Annotated in this window: 22 protein-coding genes and 1 pseudogene; 11 read left to right on the top strand and 12 right to left on the bottom strand. The window is 62.5% G+C overall.

The features are described 5' to 3' along the window. Nucleotides 1-153 precede the first annotated feature (153 nt). The 7 genes from NKH33_RS28945 to NKH33_RS28915 all read right to left on the bottom strand — a co-directional run bounded on the left by NKH33_RS28945 (nucleotide 154) and on the right by NKH33_RS28915 (nucleotide 7,632). A complete protein-coding gene (locus tag NKH33_RS28945; protein ID WP_352922728.1) occupies nucleotides 154-801 on the bottom strand; it encodes a YiaD family glycine zipper/OmpA-like lipoprotein in 648 nt (215 codons plus the stop codon). Nucleotides 802-975: 174 nt separating this feature from the next. Then, nucleotides 976-1,344 (bottom strand): GFA family protein, encoded by a 369-nt coding sequence (locus tag NKH33_RS28940; protein WP_023679923.1) that lies wholly within the window; start codon nucleotides 1,342-1,344, stop codon nucleotides 976-978. A 195-nt stretch (nucleotides 1,345-1,539) separates the two neighbouring features. Next, a complete protein-coding gene (locus NKH33_RS28935; RefSeq protein WP_031212810.1) occupies nucleotides 1,540-1,926 on the bottom strand; it encodes a hypothetical protein in 387 nt (128 codons plus the stop codon). Nucleotides 1,927-2,399: 473 nt separating this feature from the next. Then, a protein-coding gene (gene prfB, locus NKH33_RS28930; RefSeq protein WP_352451084.1) for a peptide chain release factor 2 occupies nucleotides 2,400-3,531 on the bottom strand; the annotation gives its coding sequence in 2 pieces (ribosomal slippage) (nucleotides 2,400-3,464 and nucleotides 3,466-3,531; 1,131 coding nt in all). A gap of 167 nt (nucleotides 3,532-3,698) precedes the next feature. Further along, complete coding sequence (locus NKH33_RS28925) at nucleotides 3,699-6,155, bottom strand: penicillin-binding protein 1A (protein WP_352472768.1); 2,457 nt, start codon at nucleotides 6,153-6,155, stop codon at nucleotides 3,699-3,701. A gap of 30 nt (nucleotides 6,156-6,185) precedes the next feature. Continuing rightward, complete coding sequence (locus tag NKH33_RS28920; protein ID WP_352457449.1) at nucleotides 6,186-6,368, bottom strand: hypothetical protein; 183 nt, start codon at nucleotides 6,366-6,368, stop codon at nucleotides 6,186-6,188. A gap of 1 nt (nucleotide 6,369) precedes the next feature. Next, on the bottom strand, nucleotides 6,370-7,632 hold the full coding sequence (locus NKH33_RS28915; protein ID WP_352922725.1) for an N-acetylmuramoyl-L-alanine amidase: 1,263 nt from the start codon (nucleotides 7,630-7,632) through the stop codon (nucleotides 6,370-6,372). Nucleotides 7,633-8,300: 668 nt separating this feature from the next. On the opposite strand from NKH33_RS28915, the gene NKH33_RS28910 reads away from it, so the two are divergent. After that, the gene (locus NKH33_RS28910) at nucleotides 8,301-11,291 is read left to right on the top strand and encodes an Rne/Rng family ribonuclease (RefSeq protein ID WP_352922723.1); all 2,991 of its coding nucleotides are present in this window, start codon (nucleotides 8,301-8,303) and stop codon (nucleotides 11,289-11,291) included. Nucleotides 11,292-11,389: 98 nt separating this feature from the next. Here NKH33_RS28910 and NKH33_RS28905 read toward each other — a convergent pair. Together NKH33_RS28905 and NKH33_RS28900 are read right to left on the bottom strand one after the other, a co-directional pair. Continuing rightward, nucleotides 11,390-12,338: pseudogene (locus NKH33_RS28905) on the bottom strand (glutaminase). 11 nt (nucleotides 12,339-12,349) lie between these two features. Next, on the bottom strand, nucleotides 12,350-13,498 hold the full coding sequence (locus NKH33_RS28900; protein WP_352922721.1) for a pyridoxal phosphate-dependent aminotransferase: 1,149 nt from the start codon (nucleotides 13,496-13,498) through the stop codon (nucleotides 12,350-12,352). Between the two features lie 145 nt (nucleotides 13,499-13,643). Between NKH33_RS28900 and NKH33_RS28895 the strand changes: the two genes are divergently transcribed. The 6 genes from NKH33_RS28895 to aat all read left to right on the top strand — a co-directional run bounded on the left by NKH33_RS28895 (nucleotide 13,644) and on the right by aat (nucleotide 18,990). Then, nucleotides 13,644-15,038: a M48 family metalloprotease gene (locus NKH33_RS28895; RefSeq protein WP_352835959.1), complete on the top strand. Its 1,395-nt coding sequence runs from the start codon at nucleotides 13,644-13,646 to the stop codon at nucleotides 15,036-15,038. A gap of 70 nt (nucleotides 15,039-15,108) precedes the next feature. After that, on the top strand, nucleotides 15,109-15,912 hold the full coding sequence (locus tag NKH33_RS28890; RefSeq protein ID WP_352922719.1) for a DsbA family protein: 804 nt from the start codon (nucleotides 15,109-15,111) through the stop codon (nucleotides 15,910-15,912). Nucleotides 15,913-16,075: 163 nt separating this feature from the next. Next, the gene (gene aroQ / locus NKH33_RS28885; protein WP_023717478.1) at nucleotides 16,076-16,510 is read left to right on the top strand and encodes a type II 3-dehydroquinate dehydratase; all 435 of its coding nucleotides are present in this window, start codon (nucleotides 16,076-16,078) and stop codon (nucleotides 16,508-16,510) included. 26 nt (nucleotides 16,511-16,536) lie between these two features. Continuing rightward, nucleotides 16,537-16,995: an acetyl-CoA carboxylase biotin carboxyl carrier protein gene (gene accB / locus NKH33_RS28880; protein WP_292662508.1), complete on the top strand. Its 459-nt coding sequence runs from the start codon at nucleotides 16,537-16,539 to the stop codon at nucleotides 16,993-16,995. A 19-nt stretch (nucleotides 16,996-17,014) separates the two neighbouring features. Next, nucleotides 17,015-18,358 (top strand): acetyl-CoA carboxylase biotin carboxylase subunit, encoded by a 1,344-nt coding sequence (gene accC / locus NKH33_RS28875; RefSeq protein WP_023674822.1) that lies wholly within the window; start codon nucleotides 17,015-17,017, stop codon nucleotides 18,356-18,358. Between the two features lie 14 nt (nucleotides 18,359-18,372). Next, nucleotides 18,373-18,990, top strand: coding sequence for a leucyl/phenylalanyl-tRNA--protein transferase (gene aat, locus NKH33_RS28870; RefSeq protein ID WP_023674821.1), 618 nt, complete (start codon nucleotides 18,373-18,375; stop codon nucleotides 18,988-18,990). A gap of 82 nt (nucleotides 18,991-19,072) precedes the next feature. On the opposite strand, the gene NKH33_RS28865 is transcribed toward aat, so the two are convergent. The 3 genes from NKH33_RS28865 to NKH33_RS28855 form a co-directional block, all read right to left on the bottom strand. Next, on the bottom strand, nucleotides 19,073-19,441 hold the full coding sequence (locus NKH33_RS28865) for a hypothetical protein (protein ID WP_352593854.1): 369 nt from the start codon (nucleotides 19,439-19,441) through the stop codon (nucleotides 19,073-19,075). Between the two features lie 88 nt (nucleotides 19,442-19,529). Then, complete coding sequence (locus NKH33_RS28860) at nucleotides 19,530-20,012, bottom strand: DUF2155 domain-containing protein (RefSeq protein WP_352541375.1); 483 nt, start codon at nucleotides 20,010-20,012, stop codon at nucleotides 19,530-19,532. 141 nt (nucleotides 20,013-20,153) lie between these two features. Continuing rightward, a complete protein-coding gene (locus NKH33_RS28855; RefSeq protein ID WP_023674818.1) occupies nucleotides 20,154-20,552 on the bottom strand; it encodes an NADH:ubiquinone oxidoreductase subunit NDUFA12 in 399 nt (132 codons plus the stop codon). A 255-nt stretch (nucleotides 20,553-20,807) separates the two neighbouring features. On the opposite strand from NKH33_RS28855, the gene NKH33_RS28850 reads away from it, so the two are divergent. The 4 genes from NKH33_RS28850 (at nucleotide 20,808) to NKH33_RS28835 (ending at nucleotide 25,330) form a co-directional block, all read left to right on the top strand. Beyond that, nucleotides 20,808-21,968, top strand: a complete 1,161-nt coding sequence (locus NKH33_RS28850) for a helix-turn-helix transcriptional regulator (protein ID WP_352922717.1) — start codon at nucleotides 20,808-20,810, stop codon at nucleotides 21,966-21,968. A gap of 208 nt (nucleotides 21,969-22,176) precedes the next feature. Next, nucleotides 22,177-23,577 (top strand): ArnT family glycosyltransferase, encoded by a 1,401-nt coding sequence (locus NKH33_RS28845; protein ID WP_352922715.1) that lies wholly within the window; start codon nucleotides 22,177-22,179, stop codon nucleotides 23,575-23,577. Between the two features lie 94 nt (nucleotides 23,578-23,671). Then, nucleotides 23,672-23,971 (top strand): hypothetical protein, encoded by a 300-nt coding sequence (locus tag NKH33_RS28840; protein ID WP_352472757.1) that lies wholly within the window; start codon nucleotides 23,672-23,674, stop codon nucleotides 23,969-23,971. A 147-nt stretch (nucleotides 23,972-24,118) separates the two neighbouring features. Then, on the top strand, nucleotides 24,119-25,330 hold the full coding sequence (locus tag NKH33_RS28835; RefSeq protein WP_352922714.1) for a hypothetical protein: 1,212 nt from the start codon (nucleotides 24,119-24,121) through the stop codon (nucleotides 25,328-25,330). The last annotated feature ends 92 nt before the right edge of the window (nucleotides 25,331-25,422 follow it).

The raw sequence follows: 25,422 nt of genomic DNA, 5'->3' as shown, positions 1-25,422 counted from the left end.
ATTGGTCATGGCACTTCCCCTTCCACGGGAATCGGTGATCGCAACGTCACCACCGTGCCATGGCCGCTCGCCCCTCAGAGCAAGCGCCGTTCTCTCTCCAAAACTTTTTGCAGAACCTTCAGCGCACTATCGCGGCCGGTTCGTGCGCTTGCCTCAGGTAAGCGGCGACAGCTGGATCTCGACGCGGCGGTTCTGAGCCCGGCCGGCAGCGGTCGCGTTGGAGGCGATCGGACGCGTCTTGCCGAAGCCGGTGACGGCGAAGCGGCGGGAATCGACACCCTGTCCGGACAGATAGTTGGCGACCGCCAAAGCACGGCGCTGCGACAGGTCGAAATTGTGCTCGTCGCTGCCGGTCGAGTCGGTGTGGCCGAACACGTCGACCGTGGTCTGGCGGAACTTTTTCAGCACAAGGGCCACCGAATTCAGCACCGGATAGAAACCGGCCTTCACCGCGTCCTGGTCGACGTTGAAAGTGATGTCGGACGGCATATTGAGGATAATCTGGTCGCCGGTGCGGGTGACGCTGACGCCTGTGCCCTGAAGCTGTCGGCGCAGTTCGGCCTCGTTCTGGTCCATGGTGGCACCGATGGCACCGCCGGCAAGCGCGCCGATGCCCGCGCCGATCAGCGCGTTGCGGCGGTCGTTAGCGCCGGCAAGCATGCCGAGCCCGGCACCCGCCAAAGCACCGAGACCGGCGCCGGCAGCGGTGTTGGAAACCTTCTGGTCCCCGGTGTAGGGATCGGTGGTGCATGCGCTCACGAGCACAGCCGTCGCCACGACGGCGAGCACAATCTTTTTCATATGGTGGTCCCTCTCCATTCCACGGCCGCGCAACGGCGCACCGCATCAGCCCTTCCAGCGACTTGTAACATGAAATGCGGCGAAAAGCGGACCAGCAAAAGCCGCTGCCGCGGCTTTCCCCGGCTCAATTCCACACGCCTGCAGCGGCTCGCGCGACCACCGCAATTCGACCGGCTACCAGAGATTCTTGCCGTCGATGACCACCACTTCGACCTTGTCGAGATCGAAATCGTCGAACAGCCGCGAGTTCACGCTGATCTTCGGATTGTCGAAATTCGGCTCGCCTGTCGACCAGTCCGGCGTCTCGGTGAAGGTCCCACAGCCGCAGGTGGCGCAAAAACCGTGTTTTATGGTTTTCGATCCCCACTGGTAGAACGAAACATTCTCCGGCGGGCTGGTGAGCCTGAATTGCGATGGGGTGTAATACGCCCACAACGAACCGCGTTTTGAACAGAAGGAACAGGTGCATCGCGTCACTGTCTGCGGCGCTTGCGAGACCTCGAACGTCGTCGCCTTGCAGTGGCAGCTTGCCTTGATGGTCATGGATTGGTCCCTCACAATGCCGCCGCCCGTAGGCAAAGGCAGCATAAAGAAACGCTCCTGACAACTGCCTGTCAGCGACCTGTGAGCCTGCGATGCACAGGTTAAAAATGCTGGAGTGGCGATCGAAGGCTCATCGATCCAAAGCCGCCGCACACGCTCGGGTCAGCCCGTCGGCAAGCTTTTGGGCGTCATGCGCTAATAGGACGATGGCGGCACGAACAGGCAGATGGTCTTTCCGTCATTGGCACCGGCAACGGAGCACCAATGATATTCGCCGTCGGGCGAATTCTTGATCCGCTTGTCGCTATAGGCCACGACTTCCCCGGTTCCTTTGATGACATAGCCCTCGGGACGTTCGCTGATCGATGTCTGAGAGACCTCGCGGCAATCATAGCCCGAGCAGCAGGAGAAGGGATAGCTCCAGCCTTGCGGCATGGCCGCGGTCGGCTTGGCATCATGCGCCAGAGCAGGCGCCGCAAATGGAATGGCGGCAGCTATCAAAACCACTGCCGCGACAAGTGAATTCAGGAGTCGGCGCGCCGTGCGGGCGACTGGGGCCGGTCTGGTTGTGAGAGCAGGCATGAGCGCAGTTCCTATCGACGGTTGTCAAGCATTTCGCTTGCCCGTTCCCGGAACGTGTCTTCCCAGTGGCCGGATCGTCAGGTCGCAGATACGCCGCGTCCGGCCATAAATGCTTTTTTCCTCCCCAGCGCATGAATGCTGGGCTGATTCCTTGGTCGGCGCAAGCAATTGCTGTCGCAACCGAACGCCGACCTCTGCGGCCGGAACCAACCTGCCGTCCTGATTGACGAAACCTGGTCAACCCCGGCAGCGGGATCGCCAATAACGGGATTTGGCTCGCGCTGGTTCCAGGCTTGGCACCGGCGGCCCGCGGCATCCGCGTCAAAAAGCGGAAATCGATTTTGAAAAATCCGATGAAAAACAAAGTTGTAGAACGACAGGTAAGTGCAAATTGAGAGCTCGTCACTCTCGCGCGATGGCCGTAACTCTCGCGTGATGAACCCACATTCCTGCCGGATTGGTGCCCGGCGGCCTCAGTCGATATCGGCCACCGTTTCGCCGGCGCCACCTTCGATCCGCTGCGACAGCGAGGCTTCCATGAAATCGTCGAGGTCGCCGTCGAGCACGCTCGACGGGCTGGTGCTCTCGACACCGGTGCGCAGATCTTTCACCAGCTGATAGGGCTGCAGCACGTAGGACCGTATCTGGTGGCCCCAGCCAATATCGCTCTTCGACGCTTCGGTGGCGTTCGCCACCGCTTCGCGCTTCTTCAGCTCTTCCTCGTAAAGCCGCGAGCGCAGCATTTCCCAGGCCTTGGCCTTGTTCTTGTGCTGGGAGCGCTCGGCCTGGCAGGCAACCGCGATGCCGGTGGCGAGATGGGTTATGCGCACCGCCGAATCGGTGGTGTTGACGTGCTGGCCGCCCGATCCCGACGACCGATACGTGTCGATACGGACGTCGGATTCGGAAACGTCGATGTCGATCGTATCGTCGATGACGGGATAGACCCAGACGCTGGCGAAGGAGGTGTGGCGGCGCGCATTGCTGTCATAGGGCGAAATCCGCACGAGACGATGCACGCCCGATTCCGTCTTCAGCCAGCCATAGGCGTTGTGGCCCTTGATCAGCAGCGTGGCCGACTTGATGCCGGCTTCTTCGCCGTCATGCACTTCAAGCACCTCGACCTTGAAGCGCCGGCGCTCGGCCCAGCGCGTATACATGCGCAGAAGCATCGAGGCCCAGTCCTGGCTTTCGGTGCCGCCGGCGCCGGCATGGACTTCCAGATAGCTATCGTTGGCGTCAGCCTCGCCCGACAGCAGCGTTTCGATCTGGCGCGCCTTGGCCTCGCCGCGCATCGAGCGGATCGCCGCTTCGGCCTCCGCGATGACGCCCTCGTCGCCCTCTTCCTCGCCAAGTTCGATCAGGCCGATATTGTCTTCCAGGGCCTGGGTGAGGCCTTTGACCGCGGCAATGCCTTCCTCGAGGCCCTGACGCTCGCGCATCAGCTTTTGTGCTTCCAGCGGCTCGTTCCAGAGGCTCGAATCCTCGGCACGGACGTTCAGGTACTCAAGCCGCTTTATGGCTTGGTCCCAGTCAAAGATGCCTCCTCAGCAGGGTGATTGCCTGCCTGATCTCGTCGACAATGTTTTGCGTTTCCGCGCGCATGGCTGGCTGTTCTGTCCTGTTGCTGGATGGCGGTTTGGTGGCGCGATACATAGGGACGGCACGGTCTCCTGTAAAGCGCCGGCCCCTGTAATGTACCGGCCCCTGTAAAGCGGAATGGACCGGCTCGACCATCATCGTCAAGCCGGCCCGACCCGATGTAGCGATTGTCAGTAGAGCCCGCCGCCGCCCGACTGGATGGCCTGGTTGGCCTGCGGCGACAGCGCCCCGCCGGTGGCGTTGGAGCCGTCCGCACCCATGCCGATCACCCAGTAGCTGTCGGCGGGACCGGTACCCGGCTTGAAGGCTTCGATGATGGTTCCGGCGTCACCCGCGTTGGCTCGCATGCCGGTCTTGCGATTGATCGCAATCAGCTTCATGCCGTCCGGAACCTTGAAGTCGACATTGGGCGTGCCGTCCAGCGCCACGCGCATGAAATCCTTGAAGATCGGCGCGGCAAGGCCGCCGCCGGTCGCGCCCTTGCCAAGGCCTTTCGGCTGATCGTAGCCCATATAGAGGCCAACAACGAGGTTCGGCGTATAGCCGATGAACCAGGCATCCTTTTCGTCGTTGGTCGTTCCGGTCTTGCCGGCGATGTGACGGCCGAGCTCGTTGATGGTGGCGCCGGTGCCGCGTTGCACGACGCCCTCCATCATCGATGTGATCTGGTAGGCGGTCATCGGATCGAGCACCTGCTCGGAATTGTCGACCAGCTCCGGCTCTGGCTGGTTCTGCCACTCGGCGGCGTTGCAGTTCGAGCAGCCGCGTTCGTCCTGCCTGAAGACGGTCTTGCCGTAGCGGTCCTGGATGCGGTCGATCAGCGACGGCTTGATCGACTTGCCGCCATTGGCCATGATCGAATAGGCCGACACCATGCGCATCACCGTCGTCTCGCCGGATCCCAGCGCCATCGGCAGATACGGCGCCAGGTGGTCGTAGACACCGAAACGCTCGGCATATTCCACGACCAGCTTCATGCCCATGTCGTTGGCAAGCCGCACCGTCATCAGGTTGCGCGATTTCTCGATGCCGGACCGCAACGTCGCCGGGCCGGCCACCGTTCCGTCGTAATTCTTGGGCGTCCAGGTCGTGTTGCCGCTCTGGATGGTGATCGGCCCGTCCATGATCACGGAGGCGGGCGTATAGCCATTGTCGAGGGCGGCCGAATAGACGATCGGCTTGAACGACGACCCCGGCTGGCGCATGGCCTGCGTCGCCCGGTTGAACTCCGACTGCGCGTAGGAGAAACCGCCGACCATGGCCAGGACGCGTCCGGTATGCGGGTCCATGGCGATCAGGCCGCCTTCCACTTCGGGAACCTGGCGCAAGCTGTAGCTGTTGTCCGAGCCGTCGTTCTTCTGCACGAAAATCACGTCGCCCGGCTTCAGCACGTCGGCCGGCGACTTCGCCTTGACGGTCCTGCCGTCGACGACGTGGCGCATGGCGAAGCTCATGTCTTCCTTGCTGACGGTGCCTTCGACGCGGTCCTTGACGATTTCGCCGGAGATCTGGCGCGTCGGCTGCAGGCCGATGGACAGGCCGGTGGCCGAGCTGTCGAGCACGACGGCGAGCGACCATTCCGGCACATCCTCCAACCGCTTGACGTTGCCCAGCGGCACACCCCAGTCGCCGGAAACGTCGATGCTCGTGACCGGCCCGCGGTAGCCGCGCAGCGTGTCGAACTTCATAAGTCCGTTCTGCATGGCCTTGCGGGCAATCAGCTGCATCTTCGGATCGAGCGTCGTGCGGACGGAAAGGCCGCCTTCGTAGAGCGCATTCTCGCCGTAGCGCGCGATGATCTGGCGACGCACTTCCTCGGTGAAATACTCCCCGGCGAAGAGATAGTTGCCGGTGCGGCGCGGCGTGACGCCGAGCGGCTCGGCCTTGGCCTTCTCGCCTTCTTCATGCGTGACGTAGCCGTTCTCGACCATCTGGTCGATCACCCAGTTGCGGCGCTCCAAGGCGCGATCGGCATGCTTGAAGGGATGGTAGTTGTTCGGCCCCTTCGGCAGGGAGGCGAGATAGGCGGCTTCGGCCACGGTGAGCTCGTTCACCGATTTGTCGAAATAGGTGAGCGCAGCACCGGCGACGCCATAGGCGCCGAAGCCGAAGAAAATCTCGTTGAGATAGAGCTCGAGAATGCGATCCTTCGAGTAGGCCTGCTCGATGCGGAAGGCGAGGATCATCTCCTTGATCTTGCGCTCGTAGGTCTGGTCTGAAGACAACAGGAAGTTCTTCGCCACCTGCTGGGTAATCGTCGAGGCGCCGACCTGGCGCTTTCCCGAACCAACATTCTGCAGGTTGACGACAATGGCCCGGCCAAGGCCGGTCACGTCGATGCCGGGGTGATTGTAAAAATTCTTGTCCTCGGCCGACAGGAAGGCCGCCTTGACACGATCCGGGATCGCCTGAATCGGCAGATAAAGCCGCCGCTCACGCGCATATTCGGCCATCAGCGCGCCATCCGACGCGTGGATGCGGGTCGTCACCGGCGGCTCGTATTTGGCCAGCACCTCGTAATCGGGCAGGTCCTTCGACAAATGGCCGATATAGATCGCCACGCCCGCCGCGACCAAAAGGGCCAGCGTCGTGCCGATGCCGAAGAAATAGCCAATGAGACGAATCATACCCGCTCCAGTCCTTGGTTCGGGAATTTCCTAAACGAAGCCGCCCTTCACGCAAGCTTTCGGGACGATCCCAAACCGTAATCGCAAAATCCATGTCGCGACCATGTGGGCAAAATACGGCAGCGCGGGATTTCGGTTTCGAATGCCGGAAATAAAAGCACAGGGTGTTGTCGCCGTGCAACGCTGCTTCAGGTTGTGGGCGCCGGCGGACATTTCAGCCTCCGGCCCCCGTTCCGCTCTTGGCCGAAGCAAACAGAGCAACCGCGTTGGTTATGCTCTGGGTCGCCTTGTTGCGCCAATCGGCGCTGAGCAACTGCGCTTCGTCCTTGGCGTTCGACAGATAGCCGAGTTCGACCAGCACGGATGGAACGTCCGGCGCCTTCAGCACCTTGAAGCCGGCAGAACGCTGCGGGTTGTTGATCAGACCGACGCTGGTGGAAAGCTGGCCGACGAGAGTATGGGCGAAGCTCATCGAAAAATTATGCGTCTCGCGGCGGATCAGGTCGATCAGGATATCGGTCACTTCCTTGCTGTCGTCCTTGATCTCCATGCCGGCGAACTGGTCGGAAAGATTTTCACGGTCGGCAAGCGCCTGCGCCTCGGGATCGGAAGCCTTGTCGGACACGGTGTAGACGGTTGCGCCGCGAATGCCCTTGAGGCTGATCGTGTCCGCATGGATCGAGATGAGCAGGTCGGCCTCATGCTGGCGGGCAATGCGCACGCGGTCGTCGAGCCGCAGGAACTCGTCCGTTTCGCGCGTCAGGAACACGTCGTATTTGCCGCTGGCGGCGAGCTTGTCGCGCAGTTCCATGGCAAAGGCGAGCGTCACGTTCTTTTCGACCGTCCCGTTCAGGCCCTCGGCACCGCCGTCGATGCCGCCATGGCCGGGATCGATGACGACGGTGAAATGATGGCCCGGATTGGAGACCGGCCCAGTACCGACCCTGCCGGCCTTGTCGGCGGAGACCGTCGAACCGGTGGTCAGCGCCTGATTGGCGAGCGCTGCGTCGAATTCCCGCTGCGAGGCCGCCGACATGTCGATGGCAATGCGGTAGCCGTTGCCGTCACCGTTCTTGAGCACGTCGAGATTGTCGACGGCGAACGGTCCCTTGCCGGTGAGAATCAGCCGCGATTTCCCCTCGCTGAGCTCGCCGTAACGCACGGCGCGGACAAGGCCGCGCGGCTTTACATCCTTGGCATTGAGGGCAAATTTGGTGGCCGGCAGATCGATGACCAGGCGATTGGGGCCGCGCAGCAGGAACCATTTGATGTCGGGCTCGCGGTCGAAATTGATGACGATGCGCATCTTGGTGGCATCGCCGGCCATCTTGTAGCTTATGGCGCCGAGCGGTACGTCGGCAGCACGCGAAAGCGGCGAAAAGACCAGGCAAGCCAGGATCAGCGGCAGCAGGCAGGCGGTGCGGAAGAACCAGCCTCCATGATGACGGCCCTTGTCTGCGAAGCCTGCCAGTCCCATCTTTCTACCAATCGCTCCCGTTTTGGCGTCATGCCCGATCGCTTGTCGAAGTGCCCTGTCGCTTGTCAAAGTGCCGGCAGACCGCGAACTCGATTAACGATTGGTATCCAGAGAAGGTTAACCAAGCCTTTTCATGGAAGGCTTGGGACCGGGGCTTCCGCTGCGGAACGGCTTTTTGCCGGCATCGGGAATCGGGGTTGCCTTCCAACCCGCCAAATCATAAAAGCGATGGTGGATCACTGCAATCCTGGAACCGTCCTCCTCCGCAGCTTCCTGCTACAGGTCAGACGCAAGACGGCTCCTTTCGCTTCAGGCGAAGAAGGCATCGGTGATCGCGACGATTTTCGCAGGCGTGCTCCCGTGGCGGGGGAATCGCCTGCGTGAGCAAAACGGCCGGGATTGTCCCGTGCCGGCTCTGTATGAGCAAACAAGCTGGTCCGGTTTTTCCCGGGCTTTGGTTCAAAAGGTTCTGCTGGTGACGATGGCTTCAAGCGCAATCATGGAAAGGTCCGCAACAAACCGCGCCACTACGGCTGCGGGCGGCACCGCCATGGCGCTCAGGCAGCGGCCGGCGGACGTTCAATTGTCCGGCACCCATGTTCCAGGTCCACGGCAGCGGGCATTGCCTCGCAAGCTGCGGCCGACGGCTGCCGGGAGGAAACGAAATAATGCCCAACAAAATGCTGATAGACGCCTCCCACCCGGAGGAAACACGCGTTGTCGTCGTTCGCGGTAACCGTATTGAAGAATTCGACTTTGAATCCCAGGACAAGAAGCAGCTCAAAGGAAACATCTATCTCGCCCGCGTAACGCGCGTCGAACCTTCCCTTCAGGCAGCCTTTGTCGAATATGGCGGCAACCGTCACGGTTTCCTCGCCTTCAGTGAAATACACCCCGACTACTACCAGATTCCGGTCGCCGACCGTCAGGCGCTGCTGCGTGCGGAAGCACAGGAAGCCCAGGACGAAGAGGACGAGGAAGCCGCCGAAGGCGAGGACCGCCAGAGCCGCGACCGTGGCAAGCGCGGACGCCGGCGCGGCGGCAAGAGCCGCGACCGCGGCGAGCACAGGCGCGAGGCAGGCGCGGCCGACGGCGAGAATGGCGAAGATGCCGTCGCAGAAAAGCTGGATGCCGTTGACGACAACACCATGTCCGACATTGCCGGACAGAGCGAGGGTGCCGCCGGGCAGAGCGATGAAGCCGCCGATCGCGGTGAGACCGAGCCGTCCGAAGGCGGTTCGAGTTCCATCGCTGCCAGCGTCGATGCCGACGTAATCTCGGAAGCCGTCCCGCAAGTCGAGGTAAGCGGGCCCGAGACAAGCGGGGCCGAGACAAGCGGCGAAGCAACCTCCGAAGACAATGATCGCGGCATGCTGGAAGAGGTGCAATCCTCGCATCCGGACGATCACGAGGTCGAATCGGTCGGCGCCGAGGACGCGCTGGAAGAAGTGCGCAACCGCCGCAAGCCGGTCCGTCGCCAGTACAAGATCCAGGAAGTGATCAAGCGCCGGCAGATCCTGCTGGTGCAGGTCGTCAAGGAAGAGCGCGGCAACAAGGGTGCAGCGCTGACCACCTACCTGTCGTTGGCCGGCCGCTATTCGGTGCTGATGCCGAACACGGCCCGCGGCGGCGGTATTTCGCGCAAGATCACCAATGCGCAGGACCGCAAGCGGCTGAAGGAAGTGGTCGCCGATCTCGAAGTGCCGCAAGGCATGGGTGTCATCCTGCGTACGGCAGGCGAAAGCCGCACCAAGGCAGAGATCAAGCGCGACTACGAATATTTGATGCGGCTTTGGGAAAACGTCCGCAATCTGACGCTGCAATCCACGGCCCCTGCCCTGGTTTACGAGGAAGGCAGCCTGATCAAGCGCTCGGTGCGCGACCTTTACAACAAGGATATCGACGAGATCCTGGTTTCCGGCGAAGAAGGCTACCGCGAGGCCAAGGACTTCATGCGCATGCTGATGCCGAGCCACGCCAAGGTGGTTCAGCCGTTCCGCGACACGACGCCGATCTTTGTGCGCAACGGCATCGAAGCGCAGCTCGACCGCATGCTGCAGCCGCAGGTGACGCTGAAGAGCGGCGGCTACATCATCATCAACCAGACGGAAGCGCTGGTCGCCATCGACGTCAATTCGGGCCGTTCCACCAAGGAGCACTCGATCGAGGACACCGCACTTCACACCAATCTGGAAGCCGCCGAGGAAGTCGCCCGGCAATTGAGGCTGCGCGATCTCGCCGGCCTCATCGTCATCGACTTCATCGATATGGAGGAGAACCGCAACAACCGCTCCGTCGAGAAGCGGCTGAAGGATCACCTCAAGAACGATCGTGCCCGCATCCAGGTCGGCCGCATCTCGCATTTCGGCCTGATGGAGATGTCGCGCCAGCGCATCCGCGCCAGCGTGCTGGAATCGACCATGAAGCCTTGCCCGCATTGCGGCGGCACCGGCCATGTGCGCTCCGATTCGTCGGTCGCGCTGATGGTGGTGCGGGCAATCGAGGAATTCCTGCTCAAGGATTCGCGCAGCCACATCACGGTGCGGACGCCGGCGGCGACCGCGCTCTATGTGCTCAATCACAAGCGCGGCACGCTGGTGGAATTCGAGCATCGCTTCGGCGTGACCATCACCATCGAAGCCGATGACGCGGTCGGTGCACAACACTATGCCATCTTCCGCGGCGCGCTGGCCGAAAAGCCGGAAGGCTTTGTCGAGGCGCGCACGTTCCCGGCCTATGTCGAGCCGGAAGAACCCGAGGACGAGATCGTCATCGAAGAGGAAGACGAGGCACCGGTGCAGGCCGAGCAGCCACGCCCTGCCCAGCAGCCTCAGCAGCCAAGGTCCGGCGAGGACGGCGAAGGCCGCGATCGCAAGCGCCGCAAGCGCCGCAGACGGCGCGGCGGCAAGGATCGTGAACATGGGGATCGTGAACACGGGGATCGTGAGCACGGGGAACGCGAACATGGCGATCGCGAGCATGGCGCTGCTGTGGAAGGTGCTTCCGTTTCGGCGCCGATAGACGATGCCTTCGTAGCCGCCGGCGATCAAGGTGCCGAAGCGGAACGTGAAGCGCCGGCCGGTGTTGCGGAAACGGCGGAAGCGGCGGACGACGGTCACGGCAAGAAGCGCCGGCGCGGCAAGCGCGGCGGCAAGCGCAATCGCCGCGAAGAGGGCGAAGGCGAGATCGAAGCCAGCGCCGGCGAGCCGGCCGCCATGACGGAAGGTGCCGTGTCGGAAGCACAGCCCGTGACCGGCGAGCCGGAAGGTGCGCCGCCGGCCGAAGAGCTTGCGGTGCGTGCTCCGGCGAATGACGACACGCCGAGCGCCGAAAAGCCGAAGAAGCCGCGCCGTACCGCCAAGCCGAAGAAGGTTGCGGCGGATGCAGTTGCCGAGATTGCGGGCGCCGAGACATCGGCTGCCGAGGCCGCCTCCGTGGCTTCCGGCGAGACCCCCACGCCGGTTCCGCAGGAGACCGAAGCGGCGGCTGCCGAGGAAACGCCGAAGGCCCGGCCGTCGCGGCGCAAGCCCGTACCGGTGGATGCTCCGGTCGTGCCGGTCGTCTCCTCGATCATCCCCGACGAGGCAAAGACCGAGGAAGCAAAGGCCGAGGACAAGCCGAAGCGTGCCGGCTGGTGGCAACGGAAGGGCTTTTTCTAAGCTTTTCCGTGCATTAGCCAGACTTTCTGATTAAAAAAAATCCCGCGCTGCCGATCGGCTGCGCGGGATTTTTTTTTGCCCCAATTCAGGCGACAACACTATGGCGCGAAGATCGACCAGTTCATCGTCTTCGCCAGTTTTTCCAGCGCAATCGAACCCAGCCTGGAATTGCCGTTGGCGTTGAGGCCTGGCGACCATACGGCAAGCGAGGCGACGCCCGGCACGATCCCCAATATGCCGCCGCCAACGCCGCTCTTGCCGGGAATGCCTACGCGGAAAGCGAAGTCGCCGGAGCCGTCATAGTGGCCGCAGGTCAGCATCATCGCGCCGATGCGGCGGGCGCGCTCTGCCGAGACGACGGAATGCCCGGTCGCCGGGTTCTTGCCGCCATTGGCAAGGAAGCGGCCAGCCAGGGCCAGTTGCCGGCAGCTCATGGCGATAGCGCAATGGTGGAAATAGACGCCCAGCGCCAGTTCCGGCGCATGGTGAAGATTGCCGAACGATTTCATGTAATTGGCAAGCGCGAAATTGCGAAAGCCGGTGGCGCGTTCGGACGCCGCGACCTCGCGGTCGATGACGATGGTGTCGTCATCGGCCAGGAACTGGATGAAGCGCAGGATCTCGCCGATCGCCTCGCGCGGCTGATGGCCGGCAAGCAGGATGTCCGAGACGACGATGGCGCCGGCATTGATGAATGGATTGCGCGGAATGCCGTTCTCGTGCTCGAGCTGGACGATCTAGTTGAACGGATTGCCCGAAGGTTCGCGCCCAACCCGCTGCCACAGCGCGTCGCCGACATTGCCGAGCGCCAGCGTCAGCGTGAACACCTTTGAGATGCTCTGGATCGAAAACGCCTCGTCGGCATCGCCCGCGGTCAGCACGCGGCCGTCATTGGTCACCGCGGCAATGCCGAATTTTTTCGGATCGATCTTGCCGAGTTGGGGAATATAGCTGGCGACGTCGCCGCGATCGGTTACGCTCCGCCATTTCGGCGGCGACCTCGCGCAACGCCTGTTCAAGTTGAGGCGCCTGTTCAAGCTCCGGCATCGTCGCCCCCGCTACTTCAGCCAGCGTTCGATACGCGCCATCGCCTCGACCATGTCGTCGTGGCTGCCGGCATAGGAAAAGCGCATCGTGCGATGGCCTTGCAGCGGGTCGAAATCGCGGCCCGGCGTCGCCGCCACATTCGCCTCGGCAAGCATCCGGCGCGCAAACGCCATGCTGTCATTGGTGTGCCTGGTGACATCGCAGAAGGCGTAGAACGCGCCGTCCATAGGCGCGGCCAAAGCAAAGCCGAGCTCCGGCAGGCGTTGCATCAGGAGCTCGCGGTTCCAGGCATAGCGCGCCTTCACCGCTTCCAGCTCTGGCGTCGCCTTGAACGCCTCGATCGCGGCAATCTGGGACAGTTCGGGCGGCGAGATGTAGAGGCTCTGGGCGATGCGCTCGACTGGCCGCACCAGTTCCTGCGGCAGCACCATCCAGCCGATGCGCCAGCCGGTCATGCAATAATATTTCGAGAAGGAATTGATCACCGTCACATCCGCGCCGAAAGCAAGCGCCGTCGTGTCGGGCGCCGCATAGGCCAGCCGGTGATAGATTTCGTCCGAGATGACGGCGATGCCGAGCTCTTGCGCCGTTTTGACCAGCGCCTCGAGATCGCCGGCGGGAATGACCGCGCCGGTCGGGTTGGCCGGGCTGGCGAACAGCACGCCCTTCAGCGGTTTTTCGCGATGCGCGGCTTGCAGGTGCTCGGCATGCAGATAGGCGGCGCCGTCCAACTCGATCTCGACGATGTCGATGCCGAGCGCGGCCATGATGTTGCGATAGGCAGGATAGCCGGGCGCAGCGATGGCGACGCGGTCGCCTGGATCGAACATTGCCAGGAAAGCGAGGTTGAAGGCAGCCGACGATCCGGTGGTGACGGCTATCCGCTCGGGCGAAACGTCAAGCCCGTAGTGCTCGCCATAATGCGTCGCGATCGCCTTGCGTAGACCGGCGAGGCCCAGCGCGTCGGTATAGCCGATGCGGCCTGCTTTCAAGGCATTGGCCGCCGCTTCGCGAACCCCGGCCGGCGCCGGATCGGAAGGTTGGCCGACGGCCATAGAAACGACCGGCAGGCCCTTGGCTTTCAGCCGATTCGCCTCGGCCAGGATGTCCATGGCATGGAACGGTTCGACCGCGCCGCGGCGCGAAAGCGAAACAACCATTTTTCAATCCACCACACTTGTCCACACGTGCCGGCCATGCTGGCCGCGCCGCACAAATGCCCGATTGGTGTGGGGATCACAAGTTCGGTAAGTTTAGGCTGCCGACTTTTCATCCTTCGCCCACTCGTCTACCAGTGGACCTGCCATGTTGAGCCGACCCAAATCGACGATCGCCAGGACAGCGCGCGCCCTCGCGATGCTTTCGCTTGCCGTGGTGGTCGCCATAGCCGGCTCGGTCAATGCCTTTGCGCAGAATGTGCCGGTTGTGCGCGATGCCGAGATCGAGGCGCTGGTGCGCGATTACGCGCGGCCGATCTTCAAGGCGGCGGGCTTGTCGGGCGACGCCATCAACATCGTGCTGGTCAACGACCAGAGCTTCAACGCCTTTGTTGCCGGCCGCCGGCTGTTCATCAACACCGGCGCGCTGATGACGGCCGAAACGCCCAACGAGATCATTGGCGTCATTGCCCACGAGGCCGGCCATATCGCCGGCGGACACCAGCAGAAATTGCGAGAACAGCTCGAGCGCGCCAAGACGATGGCGATCCTGGCGACGCTGCTTGGCGCCGGCGCCATGGTGGCCGGCGCCACCAGCAACAGCCGCGGTCTCGCCGGCGCCGGCATGGGCGTGGTGGCCGGCGGCGGCGAGATGGCGCAACGCAGTATCCTCGCTTATCAGCGCACCGAAGAGATGACCGCCGACCGTTCGGCGATCACCTATCTCAATGCAACCGGCCAGTCCGGCATGGGCATGCTGAAGACGTTTGGCCGCTTCCAGAACGCATTGTCGCTCTCGGGCGCGCAAGTCGATCCCTACAGGATCAGCCATCCGATGCCGCAGGAGCGTATTGCCAATCTCGAAGTGCTGGTGAAGCAGAGCCCTTACGTCGACAAGGTCGACCCGCCGGCACTGCAGCAGCGCCACGACATGATGCGCATCAAGATCGCCGCCTACATGCAGGGCCAGGCGGCGGCGTCGCGATTGATGCGCAAGAACCCCGGCAGCCTCGCCTCACGCTATGGCGACGCGCAGATGACCTATCTGTTCGGCAATCTGGCGTCGGCGCTCACCAAGACCAACGCGTTGATCAAGGAACAGCCGAAAAATCCCTATTTCCAGGAATTGCGCGGCGACATCCTGATGAAGGCGAACCGGCCGAAGGATGCGGCGGACGCCTATGCCAAGTCGGTCAGCCTCGATCCGGCGCGATCGGGGCTGCTGCCGGTCTCGTACGGCCAGGCGCTGATGGCGATCGGCACGCAGGATTCGCTGAAGAAGGCGGTGGCGCAGATCAACACCGGCCTCGGACGGGATCGCGAAAACGCCGCCGGATACCGCTATCTGGCACAGGCTTACGGGGAACTCGGCAACATCCCGGCCGCCGAGCTTGCAACCGCCGAAGGGCATTTCTATTCCGGCGACTACAAGAATGCGAAAATCTTCGCCATGCGGGCGCAGCAGAGCATGAAGCGGGGCGAGCCGGGCTGGCTTCGCGCGCAGGACATTATAAACTACGCACCATCAGGTAAGAAGAAGTGAACCTTTCGGACGCAGGCTGCGACACAGCCAAACCGGGCGGACCCGAACACAGGCAAGAGGATCGAGGATTATGACAAAGGCAATTCTGCTGGGCACTACCGGAGTGGCAGCGGCTCTCGCCATGCTGGCGTTCGGCTTCGTCGCCGGCAATCCGCAGACGGCGAAGGCCGGCACGGCACAGCTTGCCCAGACGACGTCCTCAGGTACCAAGCTCGACCGTGCCGAAATCGAAGGCATCGTCCGCGACTATCTGCTGAAGAACCCGGAAGTGCTCCTGGAGGCCCAGCAGGCACTCGAGGCCAAGCAGAAGGAAGAACAGCGCGTCGCCAGTCTCGGTGTCATCAAAGACGCCAAGGACCAGATCTTCAATTCCTCATTCGACGGTGTTGTCGGCAATCCGAACGGCAAGGTCACCATCGTCGAATTCTATGATTATAATTGCGGCTACTGCAAACGCGCCATCGACGACATGCGCGCGCTGACCAAGGCCGATCCGGACCTGCGCTTCGTGCTCAAGGAGTTCCCCATCCTCGGCCCGGATTCGCAGAAGGCGAGCGTCGTCTCGATGGCCTTCCATTTGATGAAGCCGGAGAAATACGGCGAATTCCACAATGCCCTGCTCGGCGGCCAGGGGCGCGCCACCGAGGCGGCGGCGATCAAGGTGGCGCTGTCGCTCGGCGCCGACGAGGCGGCGCTGCGCGAAAAGATGAAGGACCCGAGCATCACCGAGGCCTTCTCCAAGACCTATGACCTCGCCACCAAGCTCGCCATCACCGGAACGCCGTCCTATGTCGTCGGCAACGAGGTGGTGTTCGGCGCGCTTGGCCAGGAAGTGCTGGCCGAAAAGATCGAGGCGGCGAAGGCCGCGCTCTGATCAGCATTCGGGTTTCGATTAGGCTGCGGGTTTCTGGCACGGGCCGTTTTCCGGCTGTTGTGGACGGCGAAAGAACGCACTTGCGCTCTTTTCGCCAGCGTCTATGCCCATTATAGAGGGTCCGGCGCGCCGGCTTAGCCGCGCCGGGAAAGGTCGGCATTTTTTGAAAACGGTTTTCGTCCTGAACGGCCCCAATCTCAACGCGCTCGGCAAGCGCGAGCCGGGCATCTATGGCGGCAAGACGCTTGCCGCGATCGCGGACGACTGCAAGCAGGCAGGTGCCGCACTTGGGCTGGAGATCGATTTCCGCCAGTCGAACCATGAGGGCGACCTCGTCGACTGGATCCACGAGGCCGCCGACAAGGCCGCCGCAATCGTCATCAATCCGGGCGCCTACGGCCATACCTCGATCGCCATTCACGATGCCATCCGCGCCGTCGCGCCGCTGCCGGTCGCTGAGGTGCATCTCTCCAACATCCACGCGCGGGAACCATTCCGCCACGTCTCGATGGTCGCGCCGGTCGCCGTCGGCATGATCTGCGGGTTCGGGCCGCTCGGCTACACGCTGGCGCTGCAGGCGCTGGCTGCACGCCTATGACCGGCCAACAAACAGAAGGCTCGAAAATGTCGATAAAGAAGAACGGTGTTGACCAGCAGCTGATCCGCGATCTGGCGGGCATACTGAACGACACCAACCTGACCGAGATCGAGGTCGAGCTGGGCGATCTGAAGGTGCGCGTCTCGCGGCAGGCGCCGGCCGTCCATGCCGTCGCCGCAGCTCAGCCGGCCTATGCCCCGGCAGCTGCGCAGCCTGCGGCAGCGGCCGCGCCGGCGACGCCCGACGTGTCGAAGAACGCCGTTGCCTCGCCGATGGTCGGCACCGCCTATCTGGCACCGTCGCCCGACGCCAGGCCGTTCATCGAAATCGGCCAGAAGGTCAAGGAAGGCCAGACGCTGCTGATCATCGAAGCAATGAAGACGATGAACCAGATCCCCTCGCCGCGCGCCGGCACGGTGACGGCGATCCTGTTCGAAGATGCGCAGCCGGTCGAATATGGCATGCCGCTCGTCGTGATCGAGTAGAGCCGGGAACAGGCGAAAGATGTTCCAGAAAATCCTCATCGCTAATCGCGGCGAAATCGCCCTCAGGGTGCTGCGCGCCTGCAAGGAGCTCGGCATCCAGACGGTGGTGGTGCATTCGACCGCCGACGCCGACGCCATGCATGTGCGTCTCGCCGACGAGAGCGTCTGCATCGGCCCGCCGCCGTCGCGCGACAGCTATCTCAACATCCACCAGATCGTCGCCGCCTGCGAGATCACCGGCGCCGACGCGGTGCATCCCGGCTACGGTTTTCTGTCGGAGAACGCCAAGTTCGCCGACATCCTCGCCGCGCACAACATCACCTTCATCGGCCCGACCGGCGACCATATCCGCATCATGGGTGACAAGATCGAGGCCAAGCGTACCGCAAAACGCCTCGGCATTCCCGTGGTGCCCGGCTCCGACGGCGCGGTCACCGAGGACAAGGAAGCCAAGCGCATTGCCGCCGCGATCGGCTACCCCGTGATCATCAAGGCATCGGCCGGCGGCGGCGGGCGCGGCATGAAAGTGGCGCGTAGCGAGGCCGATCTCGAGGTGGCGCTGCAGACGGCACGCTCGGAGGCGGGTGCGGCCTTCGGCGACGACGCAGTCTATATCGAGAAATATCTGCAGAAGCCGCGCCATATCGAAGTGCAGGTGTTCGGCGACGGCGCCGGGCGCGGCGTGCATTTCGGCGAGCGCGACTGCTCGCTGCAGCGCCGCCACCAGAAGGTCTGGGAAGAAGCGCCCTCGCCGGCGCTCAATGCCGAGGAGCGCGCGCATATTGGCGGCGTCTGCGCCAGGGCGATCGCCGATCTCGGCTATTCCGGCGCCGGCACCATCGAATTCCTCTATGAGGACGGCGAGTTCTATTTCATCGAGATGAACACGCGCCTGCAGGTCGAACATCCGGTGACCGAGGCGATCACCGGCATCGACCTCGTGCACGAGCAGATCCGCGTCGCCTCGGGCGGCGGGCTTTCGGTGCGCCAGGAGGATATCCGCTTCCACGGCCATGCCATAGAATGCCGCATCAATGCCGAGGATCCGCGCACCTTCACGCCCTCGCCGGGCACCATCACCCATTTCCACACGCCGGGCGGCCTCGGTATCCGCGTCGATTCCGGCGTCTATTCGGGCTACAAGATCCCGCCCTACTACGACAGCCTGATCGGCAAGCTGATCGTGCACGGCCGCAACCGCGTCGAATGCATGATGCGGCTGCGGCGCGCGCTCGACGAATTCGTCGTCGACGGCATCAAGACGACGCTGCCACTGTTTCGCGACCTCGTTGGCAACGCCGACATCGCCAATGGCGACTACGACATCCATTGGCTGGAAAAATACCTGGCCGAAGGCGAGTGATACAGGGCGAAGCGATGACCCGTCCCTACGCACCCGGTTATCGCATCCCGACCGACCTTTTGCTCAAAGCCTATGCCTCCGGCGTCTTCCCGATGGCCGAAAGCGCCAATGACCCCGAAGTATTCTGGGTGCGGCCGGAGACGCGCGGCATCATTCCGCTCGACGGGTTCCACATACCGAAAAGCCTGAGAAAGACGATCCGCAAGAACCTGTTCGAGTTCCGCATCGATTTCGACTTTGAGGCGACGATCGAGGCCTGCGCTGAAAGGCGCGAGGAACGTCGGTCGACGTGGATCAACGCGCCGATCCGCGAAGCCTATATCGAGCTGCATCGGATGGGCCATTGCCATTCGGTCGAGGCCTGGCACAACGACCGATTGGTCGGGGGGCTCTACGGCGTATCGCTCGGCCGCGTGTTCTTCGGCGAGAGCATGTTCGCCAGGGAGACCGACGCGTCAAAGGCCTGCCTGGTTCACCTCGTCGAACGCCTGAAGGCGCGTGGCTTTGCACTGCTCGATACGCAGTTCACCACCGAGCATCTCAAACGCTTCGGTGCAATCGACGTGCCGCGCGGCAAGTACGAGAAGATGCTGGCCGAGGCGCTGAAGGGCGAGGCCGTGTTTTTTCCATAACCTGGAATGGCTCATCGTTTCACGGAAACGCAATTCCGGACGGAAAGCCGTTCACACTTCCTGGAATTGCTCTTGCGGCCGGTCAGCCTTTTGCTGCCGTCACCAGCGGCGTCTGTGCGTGGAACATCATCTTCCAGCCATTGACGCGGTGGACATAGCCGGTGCTGACCAGCGCCGCATAGGCTTCGCCATCTTGCCGCGTCGCACGCGCCTCGTAGGTCAGCATGACGATGTCGCTGCCCGGCTCGATGATGCCCTTGAGGTCGATGTCGAGATCGCGCCAGCGGTTCGGGTCCGTGGCAGTTGCGGCCAGATCGGTATTGCTCATCACCCGCGCCATCTGCGGGAAGGCCACCAGGCAGTCGGTATCGGCATTGGCCTTGAAATAGTCGGCACCGCCGCTCCAGAATCCCCTTTCGATGTCGAGAAGTTCGTTCTTGTTGGCCATCATCATGGCAACCTCCTCCGTAGAGAGGCACCAACGCTCGGGCAACGCGGCGGTTCCGCAGGGCGCGGTATGCGCCGCGCACTGACAGATTCTAGTTGGTTTTGGCGGCGGCGGGTGCCGGCACGTCGGACTTCTGCTTGCAGCCCTTCAGCCAGATATCATAGACGGCATGCTCGACGGCGTTGATCCCGGGGCTTTCGGCAAACATCCAGCCGGTGAAGATACGGCGTATTTTCCGATCGAGCGTGATCTCGTCGACCTCGACGAACGAATCCGTCTTCGGCTCTTCGTTTTCGGGCCGCGAATAGCAGATGCGCGGCGTCACCTGCAAAGCGCCGAACTGCACCGTCTCGTCGATATAAACATCGAAGGTGATGATACGGCCGGTGATCTTGTCAATGCCGGCGAATTCAGCGACTGGATTGGTGATGCGCTCGGATACTGCCGGTGCTGCAGGCGCCACCGACGCGTCCGGCGCAGGCGGCGCCAATTCCTGCGCAGTAGCGAGCGCCACCATAGAAGCGAGAACGACCGCGGTTAATCCGCCCGTCAAAATTCGGCTGAACATGCTCATGCAAGGTCCGGTGGTTTGCGCCCGGGTGATTCTCTTAACGCCAAGGCTAGTTGCTGCTGTCGGATCAGCAAACAGCTAAACAGCAATTGTGGCGACAAAGGACCGCCCCCGTGGGGACCGCGCGCGTGTCGCGGCGATCGATCACGAACCAGGCGTCCAGGCGTCGTAGTCGCCCGTCACCTGCGGACGATGCTGGTTGGTCAGCACCGAGCCTTTCGGGCGATAGGCCGCGGGGCTGCCGGTGAGGTTCGGCACATGCGGCTTTTGCCAGTCGCGTGGCTTGTAGTCTTCGCTTGGCGGCGCAACGTCGACACGATGATGGATCCAGCCATGCCAGCCGGGCGGAATCGCCGAGGCTTCCGAATAGTCGCGGTAGATGACCCAGCGACGGGTGCGGCCTTCCGAATCGACGCCGCCCTCATAGTAGACGTTGCCGACCTCGTCCTGCCCGACCTTCTTGCCGTGCCGCCAGGTGTGGAAGCGCGTTCCCAATGTCTGGCTGTTCCACCAGGTGAAAAACTGCAGAAGGAAAGTCTTCATCCAAATCCTCGTGGCAAGTCCTTGAAGCAAGTCCTCGCGGCGGCTGCGGCGCCTGTTCCTGCTTATGGCGTCACGGCATTGCGAAGGCAAGGGTCTTGCCGCACCAGGCGAGCAAATGGCTGACGGGAAAGCAATACGTTCATGCTATTTTCGCGGCCGTCCGAAGCAGATGAAATAGGTTGTTGGCAACCTTACGCAGCGTTATTCTAGCAGTTGAAGCTTCGTTGCCTCAAGGACGGCAAATGAGAGGGGCTCATGTCATCGCTGGCGGGCACGGCCGGTCGCGCATTGCCGCAGGTCGTTGAGGCGATCTACGATTCGATTGCCGACGTCGACCGCTGGCAGACGACACTCGAGGCCATCTGCAATCTGGCGGAAGGCCAGCTTGCCATGCTCGCCGTCATCGACACGATCAGCAGCTCCGCGCGATTTTCGGTGTCCTGCGGCGATCCCGCAGTTCTTGAGCCGTTGAAGCATGACTACGGCTCGCAAGTGCCGTTCTATGCGGCGGTTCCCAAGATGGAGATCGACGTGCCGTTCACCGTCGATTCGATCTACGCTTTGCAAGGCCCGGATACGCGACAGAGATGGCTCGAAAGCCGCATCGTGCGCGAATGGGTGCAACCCAACCGCCTGGACGATTTCTTCTGGGTGGCGTTGATGAAGCGGCCGACCCGGATCGGCACGTTGATGGTGGTGACCGACAAGGACAGGCGCCAGATTTCCCGCGAGGATCTCGAGCTTGTCAGCCTGCTGGCACCGCATGTGCGGCGCGCGGTGACCATCGGCGACCTGTTCGAAGCCGAGCGGCGCAAGGCGGAAATCTTCCGTTCCATCATCGAAAGCCTCGACCATCCGGTGCTGATCGTGGCCGAAGACATGACCATCATCTTCGCCAACCCGTCAGCCGAAGCGCTGCTCGCCGAAAACATCTCGGTCGCTTGCGTGCGCGGACAGCTTTCCTTCACCTATGCCAACGCCAACGCCGCAATCGGCCGTGCCGTCCAGCTCGGCACGCGCGACGAATTCGCGCTCGGACCTTGCGGCATCAACATTCCCCTGGCCAGGACGGTCGTTCCGGCAGTGGCCCATGTCATGCCGCTGGCGCGGCGTGAAATCTCGGCGCGCATCTCGCAACGCGCCGCCGCAGCGATCTTCATCGCCGCGGCCGGTTCGACACCGACCCCGGCGCTGGACGCCATTGCGGCGCTGTTCGGACTGACCGCGGCAGAAAGGCGAGTCGCCGGTCACGTTGCCGCCGGCCTGACGCGAAAGGAAATTGCCGCGGCCGGCGGCGTCTCGGACGGCACCGTCAAGTCGCAGCTGGCGACGATCTTCGACAAGACCGGTACCGGCGATCAGCGCGAGCTCGAACTGTTGATGCGCGAATTGTCACCGCCGTTGCGCTCCAGTTGATTTTGCTCAGGTTCCCCGGACCGGCAGCGGTCCAAAAGACTCGGCCGGTAAGTTTTTCAAACCTTTGACACCATCGTCCGCAAAATCTGGGAAACAAAACCGGCATCGTTGCAATTCGGCCAAAATCATGGTGCGGTCGTTCGCGGTCCAGAAACGCGGCACTATGCTCGGCTGGAATGAAAATGGTTTCTGGCGCGGATCTCGATCTTTGACACCGACATCTACCGAGCGGCTGCTCCCCTACCTCTTTCTGCTTGGGCTGATCGCAATCGCGGTCGCTTTCCGGCCACTGCTGCCCGTCGACGAAACGCGATATCTCAGCGTCACCTGGGAAATGTATCTGAGCGGACAGATCTTCGTCCCGACGATGAATTTCGCGCCCTATCTGCAGAAGCCGCCACTGCTGTTTTGGCTTATCGACCTTGTCTGGAACATTTTCGGCGCCAGCCGGCCGGCGGCGATGCTGGTCATCTTCGCCGCCTCCTCGCTCGTCATCTGGCTGACGACGGCTTTGGCAAAGACCCTGTTTCCGGGCCGCGACGACATCGCTCGGCGCATCCCCTGGCTGGTTGCCGGAAGCAGCGTGTTCGTCATCTATTCGACGCTGATCCTGTTCGACCTGTTGCTGACGGTCTTTGTGCTCGCCGCGCTGTTGTCGTTGATTGCCTTTGCCCGCAGCGGCAACCGCTGGCAGGCCGTTCTGGCCGGGCTGTTCATCGGCGCGGGCGTGCTGACGAAAGGCCCGGTGGTGCTGATCCATATCGGCGCGCCCATCGTGTTCTACCCGTTCTGGCGCGACCGGCGGGCGGGACTGACGACACCGAACTTCCTCGCTGGAGTGGGCCTGGCCCTGCTCGCCGCGCTGATTCCGGTGGCGATCTGGCTGGTGCCGGCGACCATCCTGACAAAAGGCAATTTCGTCTACGATCTCGTCTGGAACCAGTCGGCGGGGCGTGTCACCGGCAATTTGCGCAATTCGCATGGCCGGCCGTTCTATTTCTATCTGCTGCTGCTGCCCGTCATGTTCATACCGTGGATCTTCATACCCGAGGTGTGGCGGTTGAAGGTGCGCACGCGGATACGCAGCCTGATCGACGCGAAGTCGCCGGATCTGCGCGCCTTGCGCCTGCTGTCATTCTCGTTCGTTGCCGTGTTTCTGGTGTTCAGCGCGATATCCGGCAAGCAGCCTCATTATGTCGTGCCGATGTTGCCGTTCGTGGTCATCCTGTTCGGCTATTTCATGGCGGAGATCCCGCTCGCCAGGCTGAAGAGCTCGGCCATCGTCATGCTTGTCATTTTCGGCATTGGCCACGCGGTGGCATCGGCAACCGCGTTCAAACGCTATGATCTGACGCCGCTCGCCAACTTCATCTACGAGCGAAAGGATGCGGACTGGGCCGTGGCTTTCGACTATCAGGGCGAAGTCGGCTTCCTGGCCCGGTTGCAAAAGCCGTTCGAAAGCACCGACAAACCGGAAGAATGGCTTGGCTCGCATCCCAGCGGCTATGTCATCGACAAGGTTTCCAAGGATCCCGGCACTGCAGGGCAAATCGCGTTCCGGCTTCGCGTCGAACGCGGCTATCTCGTCGTGCTGAAGGGACAGCATTGACGATCGTCACCGGTATGCGAGTTCGTCCCCCGCGCGGGAGATGAAGGCGTTGCTGCTTCGTGGTTCCATCGCTCGATAGAACCGGGAGGTATTCATGCGCAAGCTCATCTCGACGACGCTTTTTGCCGTATCGCTCGCTGTGGCCGGCCTTGCCGCCGATCCGGCATGGAGCTTCAAATGTCAGTCCGGAACGATTGGGCAAGGCAGTTGCTCCTGCTCCGGGACCGCCGACTGCACCGATATGCGGCATTCCAAAATGTGCAAGGGCGACCTGAACTGCGGTTCGGGCAAATGCTCCTGCACGGCCGCATTGGTAGTCGACCCCGGCCCGAAAACCCCCAAGCCCAAGGTCGTCGCGCCGATGGCGACAACCAAAGGCGTCGTGAAGCAGTAGATATCCAATCCGAAAGGACGGCGGCCCGACGTCGCTGGGCCGGCCCGATGTTTCGCGGTTCGTCCCCCGTGCGGGCGATGAACCGCTGTCGAAGAAATGGTGTTGTCTAGCCGGAGGGTGGTTTCCAACCGAAAGAGCGAGGATACCATGTTGAAAACCTGCACGATGCTGTTTTTCTGCCTGATGGCGGCCGCCGCGGCCGCCCAGCCGCCGCCGTCGGGGCCGCCGGTTCCCAGTGCGGCACTTGCCCCATGCAACGCCACGCAATCGAACAGGCCCTGCAAAGCCGAACTCGGCGTGTTCCTGATCACCAACACCGTCCGCAACCTGGCGCAAGCCAAGGTCGACGCCACCAACGCACAGCTGGCCGCCCAGGGACGATCGTCACGCGCATCGATTGAATCGCTGAAGCAATGGCGGCCGTCGCGCTTTGCGACGCAGATGCTGAACCAGCCGAACAGCTGGTTTGTCAAAGTTCCTTACATCCTGACCATCAAAGTCTCGATCCCGGTGACCTCCGACCGCCACATCGGCATTCCCTTAGACGTCAACGTCTTCTGCAGCGGCTGGCAGACCGATTCCAGCCAGGTCATCATTCGCTCGCAACCCGGCCCGGCGAGCTTCGAGGGCGGCAACATCCTCGAAGACGTTTTCAACGTCGGCAACTACATCGACGCTCAGGTACGCAGCTCGTTTTCGGCACCTCTGCCGGTGACGACGCCGGTTCCAAATTCGAAATGCTCGGCAATAGACGGCTCCGACGCCGGCACGCAGGCCACCGGCGATGATCTCATCTTCTGGACGGTGCCGCGGCGCAACCTGGTGGTGACGGACGCCATAGCCAAGCCGACGGTTGAAGTGACCTTCGACAGCCTCACACGCCTGCCAGCCCGCGACTTCCACAACAATGTCGTCTACGCGGAATCCGAGGCCATAAACCTCAACGTCTATGCCAATGAGGATGGCCGTCAGAAGGCGCTGACGATGCGCGAAGGCGACGTGGCTGCGCTGAACGTTCCCGCAGTACGGCTGGACGCGCGAAAATACGATTCGCTGGTCGTCATCGGCAATGTCGACCAGCCGCCGAACGACCCCAGAGACAGCGCCTTCGCAGTAGCGGCCAAGACTGCGGGATTCGGTGCCGGTTCCAAGATCATGCAGATCCCGAAGTGGTATTCGAGGCCGCCGGACCAGTTCAATCCCAAGCCTACATGGATCAGAGTTCCCGGCTATGAGCTGCACTATACGGTACGCTATCTCAACAGCGGCGGGCTGGCCGTCGATGGTGGAACCAGTACGGTCCGGCCTCCAAAAGTCGCCGTTCCGATAGAGACGCTCATCAAGCCGAAAACGCCCTGACGCGGCCGCTCGCGGATGACGGCGGCGGTTCAGACCGCTACCGCCTTCCCCCGCGCGGCAGATGCGGCAGCACCGGCATCATGGCCTGATCT

Source organism: Mesorhizobium sp. M1182, from assembly GCF_040318335.1.
Lineage (GTDB): Bacteria > Pseudomonadota > Alphaproteobacteria > Rhizobiales > Rhizobiaceae > Mesorhizobium.
This window is presented reverse-complemented; position numbering and strand designations above follow the sequence as displayed.